This is a genomic window from Pseudomonas sp. SJZ077 (assembly GCF_007993905.1).
Taxonomy (GTDB): Bacteria; Pseudomonadota; Gammaproteobacteria; order Pseudomonadales; family Pseudomonadaceae; genus Aquipseudomonas; species Aquipseudomonas mandelii.
Genome location: NZ_VIUJ01000033.1, coordinates 1 through 21301, shown reverse-complemented (window position 1 = coordinate 21301; position 21301 = coordinate 1). Strand labels below are relative to the sequence as shown.

General features: G+C 60.0%; 20 protein-coding genes. 6 read left to right on the top strand and 14 right to left on the bottom strand.

Annotated elements, in window-relative coordinates; translation table 11 throughout:
* Positions 1 to 105 precede the first annotated feature (105 nt).
* Positions 106 to 1119, bottom strand: a complete 1014-nt coding sequence (locus tag FBY01_RS30370; protein ID WP_077750217.1) for a zinc-binding alcohol dehydrogenase family protein — start codon at positions 1117 to 1119, stop codon at positions 106 to 108.
* 32 nt (positions 1120 to 1151) lie between these two features.
* Positions 1152 to 1445, bottom strand: coding sequence for a putative quinol monooxygenase (locus FBY01_RS30365; RefSeq protein WP_010463795.1), 294 nt, complete (start codon positions 1443 to 1445; stop codon positions 1152 to 1154).
* A 117-nt stretch (positions 1446 to 1562) separates the two neighbouring features.
* Between FBY01_RS30365 and FBY01_RS30360 the strand changes: the two genes are divergently transcribed.
* Both FBY01_RS30360 and FBY01_RS30355 read left to right on the top strand, forming a co-directional pair.
* Entirely contained in the window at positions 1563 to 2492 is a 930-nt protein-coding gene (locus FBY01_RS30360; protein ID WP_010463794.1) for a LysR family transcriptional regulator, read from the top strand.
* Positions 2493 to 2789: 297 nt separating this feature from the next.
* Entirely contained in the window at positions 2790 to 3524 is a 735-nt protein-coding gene (locus FBY01_RS30355; RefSeq protein ID WP_145310913.1) for a helix-turn-helix transcriptional regulator, read from the top strand.
* Positions 3525 to 3621: 97 nt separating this feature from the next.
* Here FBY01_RS30355 and FBY01_RS30350 read toward each other — a convergent pair whose 3' ends face one another.
* The 3 genes from FBY01_RS30350 to FBY01_RS30335 form a co-directional block, all read right to left on the bottom strand.
* Positions 3622 to 4575 (bottom strand): adenosine deaminase, encoded by a 954-nt coding sequence (locus tag FBY01_RS30350; RefSeq protein ID WP_010463790.1) that lies wholly within the window; start codon positions 4573 to 4575, stop codon positions 3622 to 3624.
* 82 nt (positions 4576 to 4657) lie between these two features.
* Entirely contained in the window at positions 4658 to 5623 is a 966-nt protein-coding gene (locus FBY01_RS30345; protein ID WP_145310911.1) for an isopenicillin N synthase family oxygenase, read from the bottom strand.
* Between the two features lie 143 nt (positions 5624 to 5766).
* Positions 5767 to 6849: a BMP family ABC transporter substrate-binding protein gene (locus FBY01_RS30335; RefSeq protein WP_010463786.1), complete on the bottom strand. Its 1083-nt coding sequence runs from the start codon at positions 6847 to 6849 to the stop codon at positions 5767 to 5769.
* Between the two features lie 298 nt (positions 6850 to 7147).
* Between FBY01_RS30335 and FBY01_RS30330 the strand changes: the two genes are divergently transcribed.
* On the top strand, positions 7148 to 8236 hold the full coding sequence (locus FBY01_RS30330; protein ID WP_010463784.1) for a calcium:proton antiporter: 1089 nt from the start codon (positions 7148 to 7150) through the stop codon (positions 8234 to 8236).
* A gap of 124 nt (positions 8237 to 8360) precedes the next feature.
* Here the strand turns inward: FBY01_RS30330 and FBY01_RS30325 are convergent, their stop codons facing one another.
* The 3 genes from FBY01_RS30325 to FBY01_RS30315 all read right to left on the bottom strand — a co-directional run bounded on the left by FBY01_RS30325 (position 8361) and on the right by FBY01_RS30315 (position 10969).
* Positions 8361 to 9719: an 8-oxoguanine deaminase gene (locus tag FBY01_RS30325; protein WP_145310909.1), complete on the bottom strand. Its 1359-nt coding sequence runs from the start codon at positions 9717 to 9719 to the stop codon at positions 8361 to 8363.
* Between the two features lie 187 nt (positions 9720 to 9906).
* Positions 9907 to 10593, bottom strand: a complete 687-nt coding sequence (locus FBY01_RS30320; RefSeq protein ID WP_010463780.1) for an SDR family oxidoreductase — start codon at positions 10591 to 10593, stop codon at positions 9907 to 9909.
* Positions 10594 to 10618: 25 nt separating this feature from the next.
* Positions 10619 to 10969, bottom strand: a complete 351-nt coding sequence (locus FBY01_RS30315; RefSeq protein ID WP_077750226.1) for a MerR family transcriptional regulator — start codon at positions 10967 to 10969, stop codon at positions 10619 to 10621.
* Positions 10970 to 11052: 83 nt separating this feature from the next.
* Here FBY01_RS30315 and FBY01_RS30310 point away from each other — a divergent pair, with 83 nt between their 5' ends.
* Positions 11053 to 11526, top strand: coding sequence for a hypothetical protein (locus FBY01_RS30310; RefSeq protein ID WP_145310907.1), 474 nt, complete (start codon positions 11053 to 11055; stop codon positions 11524 to 11526).
* Between the two features lie 39 nt (positions 11527 to 11565).
* Here FBY01_RS30310 and FBY01_RS30305 read toward each other — a convergent pair whose 3' ends face one another.
* The 6 genes from FBY01_RS30305 to FBY01_RS30280 all read right to left on the bottom strand — a co-directional run bounded on the left by FBY01_RS30305 (position 11566) and on the right by FBY01_RS30280 (position 18075).
* Positions 11566 to 12492, bottom strand: a complete 927-nt coding sequence (locus tag FBY01_RS30305) for an ABC transporter permease (RefSeq protein ID WP_077750221.1) — start codon at positions 12490 to 12492, stop codon at positions 11566 to 11568.
* Complete coding sequence (locus tag FBY01_RS30300; RefSeq protein WP_145310905.1) at positions 12492 to 13598, bottom strand: ABC transporter permease; 1107 nt, start codon at positions 13596 to 13598, stop codon at positions 12492 to 12494. Before FBY01_RS30300 ends, FBY01_RS30305 begins: the two co-directional genes overlap by 1 nt.
* An 11-nt stretch (positions 13599 to 13609) precedes the next feature.
* On the bottom strand, positions 13610 to 15175 hold the full coding sequence (locus FBY01_RS30295; RefSeq protein WP_145310903.1) for an ABC transporter ATP-binding protein: 1566 nt from the start codon (positions 15173 to 15175) through the stop codon (positions 13610 to 13612).
* Positions 15176 to 15707: 532 nt separating this feature from the next.
* The gene (locus FBY01_RS30290) at positions 15708 to 16289 is read right to left on the bottom strand and encodes a YigZ family protein (RefSeq protein ID WP_145310901.1); all 582 of its coding nucleotides are present in this window, start codon (positions 16287 to 16289) and stop codon (positions 15708 to 15710) included.
* 7 nt (positions 16290 to 16296) lie between these two features.
* Positions 16297 to 16947 (bottom strand): TetR/AcrR family transcriptional regulator, encoded by a 651-nt coding sequence (locus tag FBY01_RS30285; RefSeq protein ID WP_010463768.1) that lies wholly within the window; start codon positions 16945 to 16947, stop codon positions 16297 to 16299.
* Between the two features lie 207 nt (positions 16948 to 17154).
* Positions 17155 to 18075, bottom strand: coding sequence for a LysR family transcriptional regulator (locus FBY01_RS30280; RefSeq protein WP_010463766.1), 921 nt, complete (start codon positions 18073 to 18075; stop codon positions 17155 to 17157).
* Between the two features lie 139 nt (positions 18076 to 18214).
* Here FBY01_RS30280 and FBY01_RS30275 point away from each other — a divergent pair, with 139 nt between their 5' ends.
* Together FBY01_RS30275 and FBY01_RS30270 are read left to right on the top strand one after the other, a co-directional pair.
* Positions 18215 to 19564 (top strand): aspartate aminotransferase family protein, encoded by a 1350-nt coding sequence (locus FBY01_RS30275; protein WP_010463764.1) that lies wholly within the window; start codon positions 18215 to 18217, stop codon positions 19562 to 19564.
* 65 nt (positions 19565 to 19629) lie between these two features.
* Complete coding sequence (locus tag FBY01_RS30270; protein WP_010463762.1) at positions 19630 to 21123, top strand: CoA-acylating methylmalonate-semialdehyde dehydrogenase; 1494 nt, start codon at positions 19630 to 19632, stop codon at positions 21121 to 21123.
* The last annotated feature ends 178 nt before the right edge of the window (positions 21124 to 21301 follow it).

Here is a 21301-nt window from a genome sequence, read left to right as displayed (position 1 = left end):
CGCAGAGGTTTCGATTGTAGACCCGAATACGATCGTAATTGTGACATGGGTCAATTCTCGGACTGACGGTGTCGTCCATCCGGACGACACTTGTCTCAATCTGTTTCAGAACCCTTCGAGCACAATCTTGCCCTTGGCCTTGCCGCTTTCCAGCAGCTCATGGGCGCGTCGCAGGTTGGCCGCGTTGATAGTCCCGAAGTGCTCGCCGACCGTGGTTTTCAGCGTCCCGGTGTCGATCAGCCCGGCCACGCGGTTGAGCAAGTTGTGTTGCTCGATCATGTCCGCCGTTTCGAACAGCGAGCGGGTGTACATGAATTCCCAGTGCAGCGACAGGCTCTTGCGCTTGAGTTTGGTCACGTCCAGCGCTTTCGGATCATCGATCAGCGCCAGTTTGCCTTGTGGCGCCAATGCCTCGACCAGTTGATCCAGGTGATGATCGGTCTGGGTCAGGCTGGCGACGTGGGTCACATTGTCCACGCCTGCGCGTTTGAGTTCTTCACTCAACGGCTGGCTGTGATCAATCACCAGATCGGCGCCCAGTTCGCGTACCCAGCTCTGGGTTTGCGCACGGGAAGCGGTGCCGATGACCTTCAGCCCGGTGAGCTGGCTGGCCAGTTGCGTGAGGATCGAACCCACACCGCCCGCCGCGCCGACGATCAGCAGGCTCTGGCCTTCATCGGTTTTACCTTCGCGCACTTGCAGGCGTTCGAAGAGCAATTCCCAGGCGGTGATGGCGGTCAGCGGCAGTGCGGCGGCTTCGGCGAAACCGAGGGTTTTCGGCATATGGCCGACGATGCGTTCGTCCACCACGTGCAATTCGCTATTGCCCCCCGCACGGGCGATAGAGCCCGCGTAAAACACCTTGTCGCCAGCCTTGAACAGCGTGACTTCGCTGCCGACAGCCTTGACCACACCGGCCACGTCCCAACCCAGCACTTTCGCCGCGCCGCCTTCAGGCTGGACGTTCTGGCGGACCTTGGTGTCGACCGGGTTCACCGAGATGGCTTTGACTTCCACCAACAGGTCGCGCGGACCGGCAACCGGTTCTGGCAGTTCGATGTCTTGCAGGGCATTGGCGTCGCTGATCGGTAACGAGGTGTAGTAGGCGATGGCTTTCATGTGGGGCTCCTGAACATTAATAGATGAAGGGATCAAGCCACGGTGCGCAGGCGCTTGAGGTCGAAGTGCTCGAGAAAGTCGCCGGCCTTGGCGCGGAAGTTCTGTACATGGGCGCTGGCGTCATGGGCTTGCAGGGCTTCGTCGCTGCTCCAATGTTCAATCATGTAAAACGCCAATGGATTGGCCAGGTCCTGATGCAAATCGTATTGACCGCAACCGGCCTCGGCGCGGGTCGGCTCCACCAGCGCACGCAGGTGTTGTTCGAGGGCGTCTTGCTGGCCGGGTTTGGCAATGAGGGTGGCAATGGCGGTGAAAGGCTGGGACATGGTCGCTCCGCAAACAGGTTGATTTCGATGGGACAGATGATTGGCTATTTCTCTGCAAGATAAAACCCGCTAAAAGAGCAGTCTCTTTCAATATTTTTTTGATAATCGGGGCTGAGAATGCTGCGTTTCGATGACTTGCAGTTATTTGTCCGAGCTGCGGACCTGGGGAGTCTGTCGGCGGCGGCTCGGGTGATGGACATGTCGGCGGCGGTGGCCAGTGCGGCGTTGAAGCGCATCGAACAGCAACTCGGCGCGCGCTTGCTGGCGCGCTCCACCCGCAGTTTGCGTCTGACCGCCGAAGGTGAGGGCTTTCTGGAATATGCCCGGGCCGCCCTGAGCAATCTCGACGAGGGTCGTCGCTTACTGGCCAGCGGTCAGGATCAGGTCAGCGGGATTCTGCAGTTGTCGGCACCGTCGGACTTTGGCCGCAACCTGTTGCTGCCGTGGCTCGACGAGTTCCAGCGCGAGCACCCTAAACTGACCGTGCGCCTGTTGCTGGGGGACCGCATCGCCGACCTGTTCCGCCAACCCGTGGACATTGCCCTGCGTTACGGCGAGCCGGAAGACTCAAGCCTGGTGGCACTGCCCATCGCGGCGCAGAACCGCCGAGTGCTCTGCGCCGCGCCGAGTTATCTGGCCAGGCACGGCGAGCCGCGGCATCTGGAACAACTGGCGCAGCACAATTGTTTGTTGTTCATGCTCGGTAGCCGGGTCCATGACCACTGGAGTTTCCACGACGGCAAACGCGAAGTCGGGCTGACCGTCAGCGGCGATCGCTTCAGTGACGACGCCGATGTCGTGCGGCTGTGGGCAGTGGCGGGGGCCGGGATTGCTTACAAGTCCTGGCTCGATGTCGCGGCCGATGTGCTCGCCGGCCGGTTGAAAGTGCTGATGCCGGAGTTGCTCTGTGAGCGCGCACCGCTGAATTTGCTGTGCGCCCATCGCGCACAATTGAGTAAGCCGGTGAACCTTCTACGGGAAATGCTTGCCAGCCGATGCGCTCTTTTAGGCAGTCAATTTCCGACAATATCGGGCATCGATCATTAGTCGCAGGCAAATAGCGAAATTTCTGTCAGGAACTATCACCACCCGCGCTTTCCCAAGGGCAGGAACCGGCGGTTAACCCGCTTATACTAGCGCCCGCCTCATGTACGCACCGTCGACCTCGCAATGGCGATGGCCTCACGGTCAAGCATCCGACCTTCGGCGCACCTGCGAAGCAATGGCGTGGGGGAGAAGGGGCTTTGCCCGGCTTATGGCGGTTTCCGCGTCTTGGCCGACGACACATTACTGGTCAAGATGTCTCTGAGCAGCAGACGAAACGATTCAACAGGGAGTGAATACATGGAACATGCACCTTGCATCAGCCAGATCGCCACGTTGCTGGCTGACCCCAAGCGCAGCGCAATGATGTGGGCCTTGATGGATGGCTCGGCGCGGCAGACCGAAGAGCTGGCGCTATTGGCCGGCCTGTCACCGTCTTCGGCCAGTGCACACCTGGGGCGTTTGTCCGCCGGAGGTCTGTTGAAAGTCGAAATCCGTGGGCGCAAACGCTTTTTCCGCCTGGCCGCGCCTGAAGTGGGCGCGGCAATCGAAGCATTGGCCAGCGCGACGCTGGCCAGCACGCCGCAGCCCGTCCCGGACGTCTTCAAACGCACCAGCCCCATTGCCAAACCTCAGGCGGCGCCATCGTCGTTGTTGCGGGCCCGACTGTGCGACGACCATTTGGGAGGCACCCTGGCCGCCGATCTTTACCAGCGGTTGCTGGATGCCGGCTGGATCGAGCAGTTCGAACAGCGCGTCATGATCACCCACAAGGGTTCCACACAACTGGCCTCGCGCGGGGTGTTCGTCCAGGCCCTGGCTCATCGCAACAGTCGAGTGGCCTGTGCGTGTCCCGACTGGAGCGAAAGACGCCCGCACATGGGCGGTTCGCTGGGCGCTGCGTTGTTGCAGCTGTTCATGCAGTCCGGCTGGCTGAGCCTGCCCAATGATTCGCGCGCCTTGCAGATCACGGCCGCGGGGCAGCGGGAGATTCATCGATTCGCCAAGGAAACCGAGCTGGAGATGGCGCTTTAGAGCTGTTTGATTGACTGAATCGCTAGCTGGCTGAACACAGAGCCTGTGGGAGTGAGCCTGCAACATAGACTCTCCCACAGGGATTCTGTGCTAAGGCTTATGGTTTTACCAACCGCGCATCCAGGCTGTTTTGCGCCAAACGCTTGGCCTGATCCTGGGTCATGCCCAGGTCGGTGTACAGCGCATGGAAGTTCTCGGTCACATACCCGCCAAAGTACGCCGGGTCATCCGAGTTCACGGTCACTTTCACGCCACGCTCAAGCATGTCGAGGATGTTGTGCTGGGACATGTGATCGAACACCCGGAGCTTGGTGTTGGACAGCGGGCACACGGTCAGCGGGATCTGCTCGTCGATGATCCGCTGCATCAAACGCTCGTCTTCGATGGCGCGCACGCCATGGTCGATGCGCTGGATTTTCAGCAGGTCGATGGCTTCCCAGATGTACTCAGGCGGGCCTTCTTCACCGGCGTGGGCGACGGTCAGGAAGCCTTCGTGGCGGGCACGATCAAACACACGCTGGAACTTGCTCGGCGGGTGGCCCATCTCCGAGCTGTCCAGGCCGACGGCCACAAACGCTTCGCGAAACGGCAGCGCCTGGTCGAGGGTTTTCTGCGCTTCGTCTTCACTCAGGTGGCGCAGGAAGCTCAGGATCAAACCGCTGGTGATGCCCAGTTGCTGCTCGCCATCCTTGAGCGCCGCCGCGATGCCGTTGAGCACCACTTCAAACGGGATGCCACGGTCGGTGTGGGTTTGCGGGTCGAAGAACGGTTCGGTGTGAATCACGTTCTGCGCCTTGCAACGCAACAGGTAGGCCCAGGTCAGGTCGTAGAAATCCTGCGAGGTGCGCAACACGTCGGCGCCCTGATAATACAGGTCGAGAAACTCTTGCAGGTTGTTGAAGGCATACGCCTTGCGCAGGGTTTCTACATCGCTCCAGGGCAGGGCGATCTTGTTGCGTTCGGCCAGGGCGAACAGCAACTCGGGCTCCAGCGAACCCTCGAGGTGCAGGTGCAGTTCTGCCTTGGGCAGGGCGTTCAGCCAGTCGTACATAGTCTTTTCTCATCAGGTGCAGATGGCGAGCATTCTACAGATGCCCGTAGAAACAATTAGCAAAACCTGACCAGCCAGTTCATCACACCACCGCCTGTTCCCGTCGATAGGCGTAGGTCTCGGCGAAGCGCGAGAGCAGGAATTCAGCGCAGGTAGTGGCCGGGTACTTCGCCGGGTGCGATTCGTCCTGGCAACCTGGCAGGCATTCAATGGGCGTATCGGGGTGTGGTTCGGCGAAGAACGGCATCGAGTAACGATCGACGCCCAGCGGGCTGATCACCCGGTGCGGCGTCGACAGGTAACGGTCGTTGCTCCAGCGGGCCATCATGTCGCCGAGGTTGACCACGAACGTGCCTTCGATCGGCGGCGCGTCGATCCATTCGCCTTTGACGTTGCGCACTTGCAGGCCACCGGCGGCGTCCTGGTACAGCAGGGTAATGCAGCCGTAATCGGTGTGGGCGCCGGCGCCTTGCTGCTCCTCGGAGCTGGCGGTATGGCGCGGCGGATAATGGATCATCCGCAGCACGCTGACCGGTTCATTGAAGCGCGTGTCGAAGAAGTCGCGCTCGATGTTCAGCGCCAGGGTCATGGCACGCAGCAGGGTTTGGGCGAGGGCCTGCATGTCGATGTAATGCTGCTCCATCAACGCTTCCCAGCCGGGCATCAAGGGATGGCGGTTGGGACCGCGCAGCGGTTTTTCCGCCAGTACTTGCGGGTGGTCGGCCGGCAGGTGCAGGCCCATGTCGAAGGTTTCTTTCAGGTCGCTGGGTTTGCTCGGGTCGAGTTGCTCGGTGGCGATGGCACCGTAGCCGCGATGGTGGCGAGTCTGGGTGATGTCGATCTTGAGCTTTTCGGCGGTGGGCAAGGCGAAGAAGCGTTGGGCATGGTCGAGCACAGCGTGGATGCGTGACGCGGAGATCGGATGCCCCTTGATGTAGAAAAAGCCCCAGTCGCGGCAGGCGCGGTCGATCTTTTCGGCAACGGACTTCCAAGCGTGTTGGTCTTCGCTATAGAGCGGGGCGATGTCGATGATCGGAAGTTGGTTCATGCGCAATTCTCAAGGACGCTGAAAATTCATTGTAGGAGTGAGCCTGCTCGCGATCGCGGCGTGTCAGTCGACATTGATAGTGTCTGACACTCCGCCATCGCGAGCAGGCTCACTGCTACAGGGTTTTGTGTTGGGTTGGGGAGCTACTTCGGAATATCGGCCTTCATCCCTTCAACGTAGTAATTCATCGACGCCAGTTCCGCATTGCTTGCCGTCGCGCCCGTCGGGATTTTTTCGGTGCCGGCCTGATCCTTGATCGGCCCGGTGAACGGGTGGAAGGCGCCGCTCTTGATGTCCGCAATGATCTGCTCGGCCTCGGTTTTCACCGCCGCTGGCACCAGGTCGCTGATCGGCAGTTCAACCGTGCCTTCTTTCAAACCGCCCCAGTAATCCTGCGATTTCCAGGTGTGGTCGAGCACGCTTTGGGTCGCTTGAATGTAATGCGGGCCCCAGTCGTTGACGATCGACGTCAGCACCGCTTTCGGCCCGAAGTGCGCCATGTCCGAAGCGTAGCCCACGGCATACACGCCGCGGCGTTCGGCTGCCTGAATCGGTGCCGGGCTGTCGGTGTGCTGGAACACCACGTCGACGCCCTGGTCGATCAGCGCGTTGGCGGCGTCGGCTTCCTTTCCCGGATCGAACCACGAGTTGACCCATACCACCTTGATCTCGGTGCCTGGGTTGTATTTGTTCAGGGCCAGTTGAATAGCGTTGATGTCGCGGATCACCTCAGGGATAGGGAAGGACGCGACGTAGCCGATCTTCTTGGTCTTGGTCATCTTCGCCGCGAGGAAACCGCCGACGTAGCGACCTTCATACGTGCGCGCCAGGTAGGTGCCCAGGTTCTTGTCCTGCTTGTAGCCGGTGGCGTGTTCGAAGGTCACCTTGGGAAACTGCTTGGCGACTTTCAGGGTCGGGTTCATGTAGCCGAACGACGTGGTGAAGATCAGGTCGTAGTTGTCCTTGGCCATGTTGCGGATCACTCGCTCGGCATCGGCACCTTCGGCGACGTTCTCCACATAGTTGGTGGTGATCTGATTGCCGAACTTCTCGGCCAGCGCCTTGCGCCCCTGTTCATGCTGATACGTCCAGCCGTGGTCACCGATCGGGCCGATATAGACGAAGCCGACTTTCAGCGGGTCGGCGGCGCTGGCGGTCAGGCTCGCGCTCAGACCAATAGCCGCGGCAACGGCGCAAAGCAGCTTCTTCAACGGACGTTTGTGCATGAATTCGAACTCCATGTTGTTGTGAGGTGGGCAGAGGCAATGCAAATTGCTGACCAACAGGACAACAAAAACACTGAAACCGTGTAATGGCCTTCGCGGGCAAGCCTCGCTCCTACAAGAGCGACGCCGACCTGTAGGAGCGAGGCGTGCCCGCGAAGAGCTCCGCAAGGCCAATAAAAGTGCACGTGTCAAACCTGCTGCCATCCACTGGTGCGCTAAGGTGTAACGAAACGTTAGCGCCGCCCCGCAGTCAGTAGCTCATCACCCTGATCGCTTCACTCGGCACAAAAGGCCCGCAATGCTCACACTCCTCAAGCAAGAAAAGTTTCTGTTGCTGGCCGTGATTGCCGCGCTCGTCGCTTATCCACTGGAACACTGGATGCTGCACAGCGGCCAGCCCATCGCGCTGACCGCTGGCCTGGTGCTGATTGCCTTCATCGTCGTCGCCTCCATGCGTGTCGCCCATCACGCCGAACTGCTCGCGGAAAAAGTCGGCGACCCTTACGGCACCATGATCCTGACCCTGGCCGCCGTGCTGGTGGAAGTGGTGATCCTGGCGATCATGATGAGTAACGAAGCCTCGCCAACCCTGGTGCGCGACACGATTTACTCGGCGGTGATGCTCGACATCAATGGCATCCTCGGCCTGGCCGCGTTGATGGGTGGGATCAAGCACGGTGAACAGTCGTACAACGACGACTCGGCCCGCAGTTACAGCGTGATGATCCTCACCGCAATGGGCGTTTCCATGGTGGTGCCGGAGTTCATTCCCGAAGCTAACTGGAAGCTGTATTCGGCGTTCACGATTGGCGCGATGGTCGTGCTCTACACCCTGTTCCTGCGTATGCAGGTCGGGCCGCACAGTTACTTCTTCAGCTACAGCTACCCGGAAAAACGCCGCAGGAAAGTCCCGGAGGAGGAACCTGAACCGGTCAATCTGGCGCTGAGTATCGGTACGTTGGTGTTCGGCGTTGTGGTGATCGGCGCCTTGGCCGAAGTGATGTCCAAGACCCTCGACCTGGGCCTGGAAGGCACGGGGGCTCCGCCGGTGATTACGGCGATTCTGGTGGCGGCCATTTCCGCGGCGCCGGAGATCCTGACGGCATTGCGCGCGGCCTTGGCCAACCGGATGCAATCGGTAGTCAACATCGCCATGGGCGCGTCATTGTCGACGGTGATCCTGACGGTGCCGGTGATGGAAGCGATGGCGCTCTACACTGGCCAGCCGTTTCAGATGGCGATGACCCCGGTGCAGACGGTGATGATCTTCCTCACCCTGATCGTCAGCGCAATCAACCTCAACGACGGCGAAACCAATGCCATCGAAGGCATGACCCATTTTGTGTTGTTTGCGACGTTCATCATGTTGTCGCTGCTGGGCCTCTGAACACACCACAAATCCCCTGTAGGAGTGAGCCTGCTCGCGATAGCGGTGTGTCAGTCGACATTGAGGTTGTCTGACACACCGCTATCGCGAGCAGGCTCACTCCTACAGTTTGATTTGTGTTGTATCAGACGCCGGCGATTAGCTGCCGGGCCGCCTGGCTGTGATCGGCGATCAGGCCTTTGAGATCCAGCCCTTCAACCTGCCCGTCAATCACCCGCCATTTGCCACCAATCATCACCCGATCCGCGCGATCAGCACCGCACAGCAGCAACGCCGACACCGGATCATGACTGCCGGAGAAACGCAGTTCATCGAGCTTGAACAACGCCAGATCCGCCTGCTTGCCCACCGCCAGTTCGCCGATATCGGAACGCCCCAACAAACTCGCCGAACCCTTGGTTGCCCAACCCAGAACCAGTTCCGGGGTGATCTTCTGCGCGCCATAACGTAGCCGCTGAATGTAAAGCGCCTGACGGGTTTCGAGCATCATGTTCGACGCATCGTTGGACGCCGATCCATCCACGCCCAGGCCGAGCAACGCACCGGCAGCGGTCAGGTCCAGGGTCGGGCAAATGCCGGAGGCCAGGCGCATGTTCGAACTCGGGCAATGGCAAATCCCGGTGCCAGCGGCACCGAGGCGGGCGATTTCGTCCGGGTTGAAGTGGATGCCGTGCGCGAGCCAGGTGCGCGGGCCGAGCCAGCCGACGCTGTCCAGATAATCCACGGTGCGCAGGCCGAAGCGTTGCAGGCAGAAGTCTTCTTCGTCGAGGGTTTCGGCCAAGTGCGTGTGCAGACGCACGTCGAGTTTGTTTGCCAGTTCGGCGCTGGCGGACATGATTTCCGGTGTCACCGAAAACGGCGAACACGGCGCCAGGGCGATCTGGATTTGCGCACCATCACCACGCTCGTGGTACTCGGCGATCAAGCGCTGGCTGTCCGCGAGGATCACTTCGCCTTCCTGCACGGTCTGCTGCGGTGGCAGGCCGCCGTCCTTTTCACCCAGGCTCATGGACCCGCGCGTCAGCATGGCGCGCATGCCCAGTTCGCGAACGCTTTCGACTTGCACGTCGATCGCGTTTTCCAGGCCTTCCGGGAACAGGTAGTGGTGATCGGCGGCGGTGGTGCAGCCGGACAGCAGCAACTCAGCCAGCGCGACTTTCGTGGCGAGGGCGAGTTTCTCAGGGGTGAGGCGGGCCCAGACCGGGTAGAGGGTTTTCAGCCACGGGAACAACGGCTGATTGACCACCGGCGCCCAGGCGCGGGTCAGGGTTTGATAGAAGTGGTGATGGGTGTTGATCAGTCCCGGCAGGATCACATGCTTGCGGGCATCGAAGACGTGTCCGCAGGGCGCGGACGGTTGCTGGCCAGCGGCGAGCACTTCGACGATCACGCCGTCTTGCACCACCAGGCCGCCACGGGCATCGAGGTCATTGGCAGTGAAAATGGCGAGGGGATTTTTTAGCCAGGTACGGGTCGCAGGCATGTTGGCCGGCTCCTCTGAAAGTGGGGTTCAGGTTAGCCAGCTCAGTGATTACCCTGTCTGCTGATCCAGGGTCGCCGCGGGGACGAGGTGCGGAGTTTCAAACAAAACCGCCTGGCCGGCAAGTCCTGCCCGACCAGACGACGCAAACCTTATGTGGAATGAAATCCTGTAGGCGCGAGGGTGGTGTTTACCAGGGAATGGTTTCGCCTCTGTAGTTCACGAAGTGATGTCCACCCTTGCCGGTGTACGCATTCACCTGATCGACCAACCCGCGCGTACTGGTTTCCACGTCGATATCGGCGCCTTCACCGCCCATGTCGGTCTTCACCCAACCCGGATGCAACGACAGCACGGTGAGTTTCTGCTCGCCCAGTTGCGTAACGAAGCTGTTGGTCATGGAATTCAGCGCCGCTTTACTGGCCTTGTACAACGCCAGCTCCGGCGCGTCCGGCATGGTCACGCTGCCCAGCACCGAGCTCATGAACGCCAGCACGCCGGTCTCCGGGCGAATCTGCCCGGCAAAACGTTGTGCCAGGTTGATCGGCGCCACGGCGTTGGTGAAGAACAATTGACCGACCTCGGCCAACGTCGCGCCGCCCGGCGTCTGAACGTCCGGCCCCTTGACCCCGGCATTCACGAATAGCAAATCGAACACTTCACCCTTGAGCTGTTGGCTCAGGGCGATGACCGCCTGCTGATCGTCCATGTCGAGCTTCTCGATCCGCACCTTGCCCAACGCCTGCAGCGCCTCGGCGTTCTGCGGGTTGCGCACGGTGGCGGTGACTTGCCAGCCGTCGGCCAGCAGGGTTTTCACCAGGCCGAGGCCCAGGCCCCGGGAGGCACCGATGATGAGTGCGGTTTTTGCCTTGGACATGAGTGGCTTCCTTGATAAGTGAGGATCATGGGCTCAGTGGACAACGCTGACCGAGCCGTTGTTGCAACTCGTGGCGCAATGCACCGAGTTCGTCCATACGGGTTTCAATCAGCTTGAGTTTGTCTTGCAGCAACTGCGTGACGGCGCTGTCAGGATCCGGCGATTGCCATATCGTGGCGACGCTGTTGCCGATCTCGCCGAGGGTAAAGCCCAACCGTTGAGCCGTCTTGATGTACAACACCAGTTGCACCATGTCTGGCGGGTAGTCGCGATAGCCGTTGGCACTGCGTTGTGCGGCGATCAGTCCGCGCTGCTCGTAGAAGCGCAGCGTGTCGCGGCTGACGGCGCTGGCCTGGGCTAATTCACCGATGCGCATCATGACGTCTCAAGAGGGGCTTGACCCTGGAGCATACTCCAGGCTTTAGCCTTGTTGCTCCCTGAATTTATGGAGCAAGGCCGATGTGGACTTCAACGCAATATCGCCGGGTGGTGCGGGGCAGCGCCTGGTATGACTTGATCGTGACAGCGGCGTTTATCACGCCGTGGAGTTTTGCCGCGTTGCACGGGGTGTTGTCGAGTGTGAGTCAGGCGTTCGATTTGCCGGGCGAGTTGCCGCCGTTCGAGCCGATGCACATGTTGATGGCGAATCTGCTGGGGTCGATTGTGTGCGTGTGGGCGGTGCTGCGGATTCGTGATCCGCAGCAGGTGTTTGGTCGGTATGACGCGGTGGGGCGGTTTCTGTTTTCGGCTTGGCAGCTTTATGCCTTGGTCCATGGCGCCAGTTCGCTGTTGGTGATTTTTCTGGTCTTTGAATTGGCGTGGGGCGTGGCTCAAGTGTTGCCGGTTCGGCAGCCTTCGCGGGCAAGTCGGATCGCCGCGCCGCTCGCTCCTACAGGTCCAGTGCCGATTTCAGCGATTGCGCAAAACCTGTAGGAGCGAGGCTTGCCCGCGAAGAGGCCGGCCGGGTCAACCTTAATGCCCCGCCTGCCACGGCTGCCCCAACGACACCGGCGCATACAACCGTGTGCGCACCGCGTCCCGCGACAACAGCACCAACACCACAATGGTCGCGACATACGGCAACATCGCCAACAGGCTCGACGGAATCGCCAGCCCCAACCCCTGCGCCACCAGATGCAGGATGCTCGCGAGCCCGAACAGGTACGCCCCCAGCAGCAATCGCCACACTCGCCAACTGGCAAACACCACCAGCGCCAAGGCAATCCAGCCACGGCCGGCACTCATGTTTTCCGCCCACATCGGCGTATAGGCCAGGGACAAATAAGCCCCCGCCAAACCGGCCATCGCGCCGCCAAACAGCACCGCCAGTGCACGCACACCCAACACCGGCAAGCCCATGGCACTGGCCGCCTCCGGGCTTTCCCCGACCGCTTGTATGATCAGCCCGACGCGACTTTTCAGGATTACCCACGCTACCAGCGCAAACAACGCGAACGACAGATACACCAGCAAATCCTGCGCGAACAGCATTCGCCCGATCAAAGGGATTTCACTCAGGTAAGGAATCGCCACCGGCTCAAAACCGGCCAGCGGTTTACCGACCCACGCCGCGCCGACAAACGTCGACAGGCCCACGCCGAAAATCGTCAGCGCCAATCCGGTGGCCACCTGATTGGCATTGAACACCAGCGCCACCAGCGCAAACAGCGACGACAACAGCATCCCGGCGAGCATCGCCAGCAACACGCCAAGCCACAGGTTGCCGCTGTTCAGGGCGACGATAAAACCGATCACTGCGCCAAACAGCATCATGCCTTCCTGACCCAGATTCAGGACGCCGCTTTTCTCACAGATCAATTCGCCCAGGGCCACCAACAGCAACGGCGTGCCGCAACGGACCATGGCGTAGAAAATATTGCTCAGCAGATCGATATCCATCACAGCGCTCCGGCGTGTGCAGCGGTGGCTTGTGTGCGGCGAGTCCAGCGCAGGTTCAAACGCGGTCGGTAAAGAATCAGCACGTCACTGGCCAACAGGAAAAACAGCATCATTCCCTGGAACAACTGGGTGATGGCTTGCGGCAGGTTCATGCTCATCTGCGCGCTCTCGCCGCCGATGTACAGCAACGCCATCAGCAGGCTGGAAAACAGAATGCCGATGGGGTTGAGCCGCCCTAGAAACGCCACCGTGATAGCGGCATAGCCATAACCCGGCGAGACCTGCGGCACCAGTTGGCCGATCGGCCCGGTGACTTCGCTCACTCCGGCCAGCCCTGCCAATCCGCCGCTGATCAACAGCGCCAGCCAGATCAGCTGCTTCTCGCGAAACCCGACGAAACCCGCCGCGCGCTTGTCCAGCCCGAGCACTTTTATCTGGAAACCGACAAAGCTTTTCTGCAGCAAAACCCAGACCGCCACCAACGCGAGCAGGGCGAAATACACCCCGGCGTGAACCCGGCCGTCTTCCATCAACAGCGGCAAACGGCTGGCATCGCCGAACATCGCCGACTCCGGAAAGTTGAAACCGGCCGGGTCCTTCAACGGCCCATGCACGCAGAACAGCAGCAGGTTCAGCGCGATGTAATTAAGCATGATGCTGGTGAGGATTTCGTTGGCATTGAAACGCGTGCGCAACCACGCTGTCAGCCCGCCCCACGCAGCTCCGGCCAACGTGCCGACCAGCAGGATCAGCACCAGCGCCCAGCGACTTTGCATATTGATGATATTCACCGCCAGCGCACTGCCGGCCAGGGCGCCGAGCAGCAATTGGCCTTCGGCGCCGATGTTCCAGATCCGCGCCTGATACGCCACGGCCAGCCCCAGCGCGCAGAGCAAAATAGGCAACGCTTTGACCAACAGTTCGGAGACACCATACAAGTCGCAGACCGGCGCAATCAGCAGGGTGTGCAGCGTGAGCAGCGGGTCATGACCCAACGCAATAAACAACAGCGAGCCGCAGCCCAAAGTCAGGGCCGCGGCCAGCAACGGCGAGCACCACAGCATCAGGCGCGATTGCTGGCCACGGGGTTCGAGAGAAAGCAGCATGTGAAACTCCGTTAAACCGTTGCGGATGCGAGTGTTTGAGGGGCGTCGAACTGGCCGGCCATCCAGCCGCCGACATCGATCAGGCGCGTGTCGACCGTGGCCCTGAGCGGCGACAGGCGTCCGCTGCACAAGGCACCGAGCCGGTCGCTGATCTGGAACAATTCGTCGAGGTCTTCGCTGATCACCAGGATCGCCGCACCGGCATCGCGCAAGGCAATCAACGCTCGGTGAATGGTGGCGGCGGCGCCGACGTCCACGCCCCAGGTCGGGTGCGCGGCCACCAGCAATTTCGGTTGCTGAAGGATCTCGCGGCCGAGGATGAATTTCTGCAAATTGCCACCGGACAAGCTGCGGGCCAGCGCTTGGGTATCGGGTGTTTTCACGCCAAAACGGCGGATGATTTCTGCCGCCAAGGCTTCGACCTTGGCCCTCTGAATCAGGCCGTTGCTGACCAGCCCTTGTTGAAACGCGGTGAGCAGGGCGTTGTTGGCGAGGCTCAGTTCGGGCACCGCGCCGTGGCCCAAACGCTCGGCGGGAACGAACGCGAGGCCGAGGTGGCGTCGCGCATCGGGCCGCAAATCGGCGACCGGCTGCCCGCCGAAACGGATCGTCCCGTTATCGTTTCGGCTCAACCGTTCTTCACCACTGAGCAGGGCCAGCAATTCATCCTGACCATTGCCTGCAACACCGGCGATTCCGACGATCTCGCCGCTGCGCACTTCGAGACCAATGTCCGTCAGGGAGCAGCCGAACGGGTCCGGGTTGTGCCACGACAATCCGCTCACATTCAAAAACGAGTCACCGCCGATCACCTTCGGATAATCGGTAATCAGCTCGGCGGCTTCCCCCACCATCAACCTCGCCAATTGCTGATCCGAACACTCGGACGGCACGCAATGCCCGGCCACCCGACCGCCGCGCAGCACCGTAGCGCTGTGACATAACGCGCGCACTTCACCGAGCTTGTGGCTGATGAACAGAATGCTGCAACCCTCGGCCGCGAGCCGGCGCAGGGTGATGAAGAGGTCGTCAGCCTCCTGCGGCGTAAGCACGGAAGTCGGCTCATCGAGAATCAGCAGGCGGATGTCCTGCATCAGGCAACGAACGATTTCCACCCGTTGCCGCTCGCCGATCGACAGGCTATGGACAAGGCGCTCCGGTTCCAGCGCCATGCCGTAGCGTCGGGAGACTTCACGAATTTTTGGCTCAAGCTGCTTCGGCGTGCCGGACGCCGCACCCATTGCCAGGGCAATGTTCTGCGCCACGCTGAGGGTTTCGAACAGCGAGAAGTGCTGGAAGACCATGCCGATCCCCAGTGCGCGAGCCTGCGCTGGATTGCGCATGTTCACGCGGCCGCCCTGCCAGATCATTTCCCCGGAATCGGCGTGTGTGACGCCATAGATGATCTTCATCAACGTACTTTTGCCCGCACCGTTTTCGCCGAGCAGGGCGTGGATTTCACCGGGAGCAATGCTCAGGTCGATGGCGTCGTTGGCCAGGCAGCCGGGGTAACGTTTGCTGATTTTGCGCAGTTGCAGTCGAGGCGTTTGATCGGGGATCGGCACGGGGTTGGGCATGACAGGCTCGGGTCGATAGGAGTTATGCCTGTGGATAAAGCAATTTCCTGGCCATTGAGTCAGGAAAACCGAAAATCCTTGCTGGCAAAGGCATTGAGGGCGCGGCCTCGCCATCTTTTGATCGTCGATCAAGCACTACTTAGGGGCAAAGTGCTTGATCAGGCTCTGATTTTGCCCGTCGGGTATTGATCAAAAAACGAGCAACACACCGCAACCTATGCCGGATATAGGGCAGAGCCAGTCATGAACGGGTTATCCACAGGTTGTTCCACAGTATTTGTGCGCAAGCCGAAAGCACGGGCATAAGCACTGTGCGGCTATCTTCTAAAGGTGATAACCGACGCTAACTGTTTGTTTTTTCGTGAAATTAGTGGTTTGTATGGAAAGTTGGATGAAAAATGAGCAAAGCCCGCAAAGCCGCATGACAGAAGGGTTACAGCAGGATGTGCTCAGGTTATCCACAGCCGGGTGCACAGCAGATGTGGGCATCTGAACAGGCTCGATAAAAGGGCGGTGAACGGTGTTGGTGCGATCAGTGCTGCAACACAATGCGCCCGCGACTCAGGTCGGCGAGCTGAGTTTGCAGGGTTGTGATGTGCTCTTTGCCGATCGCCAATTGCAATTCCACGCCGTTGGCGGTGAAGGTTTCTTCCACCACCAAACCACCCGATTCAGCGACGCGCAGTTTCACCAGCGCCAACTCACCAAACGCACAGGTACAGCTCACCGGCACCCGACTGATCAGCTCGACTTTCGCCGCGCCTTGCAGGCACTTGTTGGCGCCACCGCCATAGGCCCGGGCGAGGCCGCCGGTGCCCAATTGAATGCCGCCGTACCAACGAATCACCAGCACTGCGACCTGATCGCAATCCTGCGCTTCGATGGCCGCCAGAATCGGTCGTCCTGCGGTGCCGCCCGGTTCGCCATCGTCATTGCTGCGGTATTGGTCGCCCAGCTTCCAGGCCCAGCAGTTGTGCGAGGCATTCAAGTCGCTGTGCTGATCGATGAACGCCTGGGCGTCGGCAGGGCTTGCGATCGACGTGGCGAACGTGATGAAACGGCTTTTGCGAATCTCTTCGCGGTATTCGCAAAAACCGCTGAGGGTAAAAGGCATAAGTGTCTTAGATAGCTGGCGTGAGGCCGCAGCCCTTGAGGATGATGCGGATCAGGTTGTTGCCGGCGTCTTCCATGTCTTGCTTGGTCAGCTTGGTGCGGCCGCTGACACGGCAGATCTGGGTGGCGAAGTCGGCGTAATGCTGGGTACTGCCCCACAGCAGGAAGATCAGGTTTACCGGGTCGACCGGGTCCATCTTGCCGGCGTCGATCCACGCCTGGAACACCGCCGCGCGGCCCTGGAACCAGGCGCGATAGTCCTGATTGAAATACTCGGTCAGGCATTCGCCGCCACTGATCACTTCCATGGCGAAGATCCGCGAGGCTTGCGGCTGGCGCCGGGAGAATTCCATTTTGGCGCGGATATAACGCGTCAGCGCTTCGGCCGGATCATCCTCGGCAGTCAAGGTATTAAAGGTGCTGTCCCATAACTCAAGGATGTTGCTCAACACCGCCACGTACAAACCGAGTTTGTTGGTGAAGTAATAATGCAGGTTCGCCTTGGGCAGCCCGGCATTCAAGGCGATGGTGTTCATGCTGGTGCCTTTGAAACCGTGACGGGCAAATTCGTCTTCGGCGGCTTTGATGATGGTCTCTTCGTTCTTCTGACGAATGCGGCTGGCGGGTTTGCCGCCGTGAGCGGGGACTTCAAAGGTCATAGGCACTTCCGGACAAGTGGATGGGTGTAGCCACTGCGTTGATAGCGCACCCACAAGCTCCAGACAAGTCCTGACGCAATAAAACCTGAACACCACAATTCCTGTAGGCGCAGTGCCTGCTCGCAAAAGCGGCGTGTCAGTCGACATTAATACAGCTGACACACCGTCTTCGCGAGCAAGCTTCGCTCCTGCCGGCTTTCGCCACTTTCAACGTGTCGCGGCCAGGCTTTCGAGGAAGCTTTCCAGCACTAAATGTGGGCGCCGGCCCTTGCGCGTGACCGATGCGAGGCTCAGGTCATAAAAACGCACGTTGGGTTTCAGCGCCCGCAATCGACCTTGCTGCACCCAGAGGCTGGCGTAATGGTCCGGCAGGTAGCCGATGAAGCGCCCGGTCAGGATCAGGAAGGCCATGCCCTCACGGTCCGAGGCACTGGCGGTGCAATTGAGCGCCTGGTAATGGGCCTGGATTTCCGCGGGCAAACGGAAGGTCGGCGCGATGGCGTCCTGGCTATTGAGGCGCTCGTCATCCAGTTGTTTATCGTCGACATAAAACAACGGATGACCGACCGCGCAATACAGCAGCGAGCGTTCGCTATAAAGCGGCTGATATTCCAGCCCCGACAGTGCGCTGGCCTGCGGCACCACGCCGACATGCAATCGACCGTCGAGCACCCCTTGTTCAACTTCATTTGGCGCGATCATGCGGATCTGAATCTGCACGTCCGGCCCGCGTTCCTTCAGTTGTGCCAGCGCATGGGTGATGCGCATGTGGGGCAGGGTGACCAGGTTGTCGGTCAGGCCGATGGTCAATTCGCCGCGCAAGTGTTGGTGCAGGCCGTTGACCTCAGTGCGAAAACTTTCCAGCGCACTTAATAGCTGCAAGGCCGATTGATAGACCTCCCGACCTTCCTCGGTCAGGGAAAATCCGGCGCGACCGCGTTGGCATAAACGCAGGCCGAGGCGCTGTTCCAGATCGCTCATCTGCTGGCTGATGGCCGAGCGGCCGATCCCCAATACCGACTCTGCCGCAGAAAAGCCTCCGCACTCCACCACACTGCGAAAGATCCGAAGCAGGCGGATATCAAAGTCACTGACTTGCGCCAGCGGATCGGGGCGACGGCTGCTCATGCTTGAATTACTCAAAGTTTAGTGGATGGCTGACTGAACGTTAGAAGAGTTGGATTTCACCGACTTTATCCTCGTGGCAATTTAGCTGCAAGAACGCTTTTGATCTCTATGCCGCTTATTGCCCTGCGAGGTTTTGCCCATGAACTTGCCCGAAAACGCCCGATCTCCTTTGGCCAGCCAGCTCAAGCTCGATGCCCACTGGATGCCCTACACCGCCAACCGTAATTTCCAGCGCGATCCACGACTGATCGTTGCTGCTGAGGGCAGTTGGTTGACGGACGACAAGGGGCGCAAGGTCTACGATTCGCTGTCGGGTCTGTGGACCTGCGGCGCCGGGCACACTCGCAAGGAAATCCAGGAAGCGGTTGCCAAGCAGTTGGGCACCCTCGATTACTCGCCAGGCTTCCAGTACGGCCATCCGTTGTCGTTTCAACTGGCCGAGAAAATCACCGATCTGACGCCGGGCAATCTGAATCACGTGTTCTTCACTGACTCGGGCTCCGAGTGCGCTGACACGGCGGTGAAGATGGTGCGTGCTTACTGGCGTCTGAAAGGCCAGGCCACCAAGACCAAAATGATCGGTCGTGCCCGTGGCTATCACGGTGTGAACATCGCCGGCACCAGCCTCGGTGGCGTGAACGGCAACCGCAAAATGTTCGGTCAGGCGATGATGGACGTCGATCACCTGCCGCACACCTTGCTGGCGAGCAATGCCTATTCCCGTGGTATGCCGACGGAGGGCGGTATCGCCTTGGCCGATGAACTGCTCAAGCTGATCGAGTTGCATGACGCTTCGAACATCGCCGCCGTATTCGTCGAGCCAATGGCCGGTTCCGCTGGCGTGCTGGTTCCGCCGCAGGGTTATCTGAAGCGTCTGCGCGAGATCTGCGATCAACACAACATCCTGCTGGTGTTCGACGAAGTGATCACCGGTTTCGGCCGTACCGGTTCGATGTTCGGCGCCGACAGCTTCGGTGTGACCCCGGACCTGATGTGCATCGCCAAGCAAGTCACCAACGGCGCGATTCCGATGGGTGCGGTGATTGCCAGCTCCGAGATCTACCAGACCTTCATGAACCAGGCGACGCCAGAGTACGCGGTGGAATTCCCGCACGGATACACCTACTCCGCGCACCCGGTGGCTTGCGCCGCTGGCCTGGCTGCACTCGACCTGCTGCAAAAGGAAAACCTGGTGCAGAACGTGGCTGAAGTCGCGCCACATTTCGAAAATGCGCTGCACGGCCTGAAGGGCTCGAAAAACATTATCGATATTCGTAACTACGGTCTGGCAGGCGCGATCCAAATCGCACCGCGTGATGGCGACGCCATCGTGCGTCCGTTCGAAGCCGGCATGGCTCTGTGGAAAGCCGGGTTCTACGTGCGCTTCGGCGGCGACACCCTGCAGTTCGGCCCAACCTTCAACAGCAAGCCGCAAGACCTTGATCGTCTGTTCGACGCGGTCGGCGAAGTGCTGAACAAAATCGACTGATTTTCCCTTCTATATAGAGGCGCCCCTTGAAGGGCGTCTCGTGGACAAATTTTCAGGAGCCCCGCATGAGCCTTATCCCGCATTTGATCAATGGCGAACTGGTGACCGAAGACGGTCGCACGGCCGACGTGTTCAACCCGTCCACCGGCCAGGCCATCCACAAGCTGCCTTTGGCCAGCCGCGAAACCATTCAGAAAGCCATCGACTCGGCCAAGGCTGCGTTCCCGGCCTGGCGTAACACGCCGCCGGCCAAACGTGCTCAGGTGATGTTCCGCTTCAAGCAACTGCTGGAACAGAACGAAGCGCGTATCGCCCAGTTGATCAGTGAAGAGCATGGCAAGACCCTGGAAGATGCTGCCGGTGAACTGAAGCGCGGAATCGAGAACGTTGAGTTCGCCTGCGCAGCGCCGGAAATCCTCAAGGGCGAGTACAGCCGTAACGTTGGTCCGAACATCGATGCCTGGTCGGACTTCCAGCCGTTGGGCGTGGTGGCGGGTATTACTCCGTTCAACTTCCCGGCCATGGTTCCGCTGTGGATGTATCCACTGGCGATCGTCTGCGGTAACTGCTTCATCCTCAAACCGTCCGAGCGTGATCCAAGTTCGACGCTGTTGATCGCTCAACTATTGATCGAAGCCGGCCTGCCTAAAGGTGTGCTGAGTGTGGTGCATGGCGACAAGGCGGCGGTGGACGCGCTGATCGAAGCGCCGGAAGTCAAAGCGCTGAGCTTCGTTGGCTCGACGCCGATTGCCGAATACATCTACGCCGAAGGCACCAAGCGCGGCAAACGCGTCCAGGCACTGGGCGGCGCGAAGAACCATGCGGTGCTGATGCCGGATGCGGATCTGGACAACGCGGTCAGCGCACTGATGGGTGCGGCTTACGGTTCTTGCGGCGAGCGTTGCATGGCGATCTCGGTGGCCGTGTGTGTGGGCGACCAGGTGGCGGATGCGTTGGTGGCCAAGTTGGTACCGCAAATCAAGGCGCTGAAAATCGGTGCGGGTACTTCCTGTGGGCTGGACATGGGGCCACTGGTTTCCGGTCAGGCTCGCGATAAAGTCAGTGGCTATATAGAAGACGGCGTTTCTTCGGGCGCGTCCCTGGTGGTTGATGGTCGTGGATTGAGCGTGGCCGGTCATGAGGAAGGTTTCTTCCTGGGTGGCTGCCTGTTCGACAACGTCACGCCAGAGATGCGCATCTATAAAGAAGAGATCTTCGGGCCAGTGTTGTGTGTGGTTCGGGTCAACAGCCTGGAAGAGGCGATGCAACTGATCAACGATCACGAATATGGCAACGGCACCTGCATCTTCACCCGTGATGGGGAAGCGGCGCGGTTGTTCTGTGATGAGATCGAAGTCGGCATGGTCGGCGTCAACGTGCCGTTGCCGGTGCCGGTGGCTTATCACAGCTTCGGTGGCTGGAAGCGTTCGCTGTTTGGCGATCTGCATGCGTATGGCCCGGATGGCGTGCGCTTCTATACCCGTCGCAAGGCCATTACCCAGCGCTGGCCGCAGCGTGCGAGCCATGAAGCGTCGCAATTCGCATTCCCTAGCTTGTAAGTAGAAGGGCAGAAAGCCGAGCCCCTTGGGGCTCGGCCTTCGTGTTTTCGGGCTTTTTTAATCTATATGACAGAAATGTGAAGATAGGTGTTGACGGCAGATTCTGGAAGTCTATAATTCGCCCCACTTCCGGCGCAGTCGAAACGGAAAACTCCTTGGTAAACAAAGAGTTACGCAG

Bases quoted from the DNA above. Each gene is read 5' to 3' on its own strand.
- FBY01_RS30370 (WP_077750217.1), bottom strand. From the start codon at position 1,119: ATGAAAGCCATCGCCTACTACACCTCGTTACCGATCAGCGACGCCAAT.
- FBY01_RS30365 (WP_010463795.1), bottom strand. From the start codon at position 1,445: ATGTCCCAGCCTTTCACCGCCATTGCCACCCTCATTGCCAAACCCGGC.
- FBY01_RS30360 (WP_010463794.1), top strand. From the start codon at position 1,563: ATGCTGCGTTTCGATGACTTGCAGTTATTTGTCCGAGCTGCGGACCTG.
- FBY01_RS30355 (WP_145310913.1), top strand. From the start codon at position 2,790: ATGGAACATGCACCTTGCATCAGCCAGATCGCCACGTTGCTGGCTGAC.
- FBY01_RS30350 (WP_010463790.1), bottom strand. From the start codon at position 4,575: ATGTACGACTGGCTGAACGCCCTGCCCAAGGCAGAACTGCACCTGCAC.
- FBY01_RS30345 (WP_145310911.1), bottom strand. From the start codon at position 5,623: ATGAACCAACTTCCGATCATCGACATCGCCCCGCTCTATAGCGAAGAC.
- FBY01_RS30335 (WP_010463786.1), bottom strand. From the start codon at position 6,849: ATGCACAAACGTCCGTTGAAGAAGCTGCTTTGCGCCGTTGCCGCGGCT.
- FBY01_RS30330 (WP_010463784.1), top strand. From the start codon at position 7,148: ATGCTCACACTCCTCAAGCAAGAAAAGTTTCTGTTGCTGGCCGTGATT.
- FBY01_RS30325 (WP_145310909.1), bottom strand. From the start codon at position 9,719: ATGCCTGCGACCCGTACCTGGCTAAAAAATCCCCTCGCCATTTTCACT.
- FBY01_RS30320 (WP_010463780.1), bottom strand. From the start codon at position 10,593: ATGTCCAAGGCAAAAACCGCACTCATCATCGGTGCCTCCCGGGGCCTG.
- FBY01_RS30315 (WP_077750226.1), bottom strand. From the start codon at position 10,969: ATGCGCATCGGTGAATTAGCCCAGGCCAGCGCCGTCAGCCGCGACACG.
- FBY01_RS30310 (WP_145310907.1), top strand. From the start codon at position 11,053: ATGTGGACTTCAACGCAATATCGCCGGGTGGTGCGGGGCAGCGCCTGG.
- FBY01_RS30305 (WP_077750221.1), bottom strand. From the start codon at position 12,492: ATGGATATCGATCTGCTGAGCAATATTTTCTACGCCATGGTCCGTTGC.
- FBY01_RS30300 (WP_145310905.1), bottom strand. From the start codon at position 13,598: ATGCTGCTTTCTCTCGAACCCCGTGGCCAGCAATCGCGCCTGATGCTG.
- FBY01_RS30295 (WP_145310903.1), bottom strand. From the start codon at position 15,175: ATGCCCAACCCCGTGCCGATCCCCGATCAAACGCCTCGACTGCAACTG.
- FBY01_RS30290 (WP_145310901.1), bottom strand. From the start codon at position 16,289: ATGCCTTTTACCCTCAGCGGTTTTTGCGAATACCGCGAAGAGATTCGC.
- FBY01_RS30285 (WP_010463768.1), bottom strand. From the start codon at position 16,947: ATGACCTTTGAAGTCCCCGCTCACGGCGGCAAACCCGCCAGCCGCATT.
- FBY01_RS30280 (WP_010463766.1), bottom strand. From the start codon at position 18,075: ATGAGCAGCCGTCGCCCCGATCCGCTGGCGCAAGTCAGTGACTTTGAT.
- FBY01_RS30275 (WP_010463764.1), top strand. From the start codon at position 18,215: ATGAACTTGCCCGAAAACGCCCGATCTCCTTTGGCCAGCCAGCTCAAG.
- FBY01_RS30270 (WP_010463762.1), top strand. From the start codon at position 19,630: ATGAGCCTTATCCCGCATTTGATCAATGGCGAACTGGTGACCGAAGAC.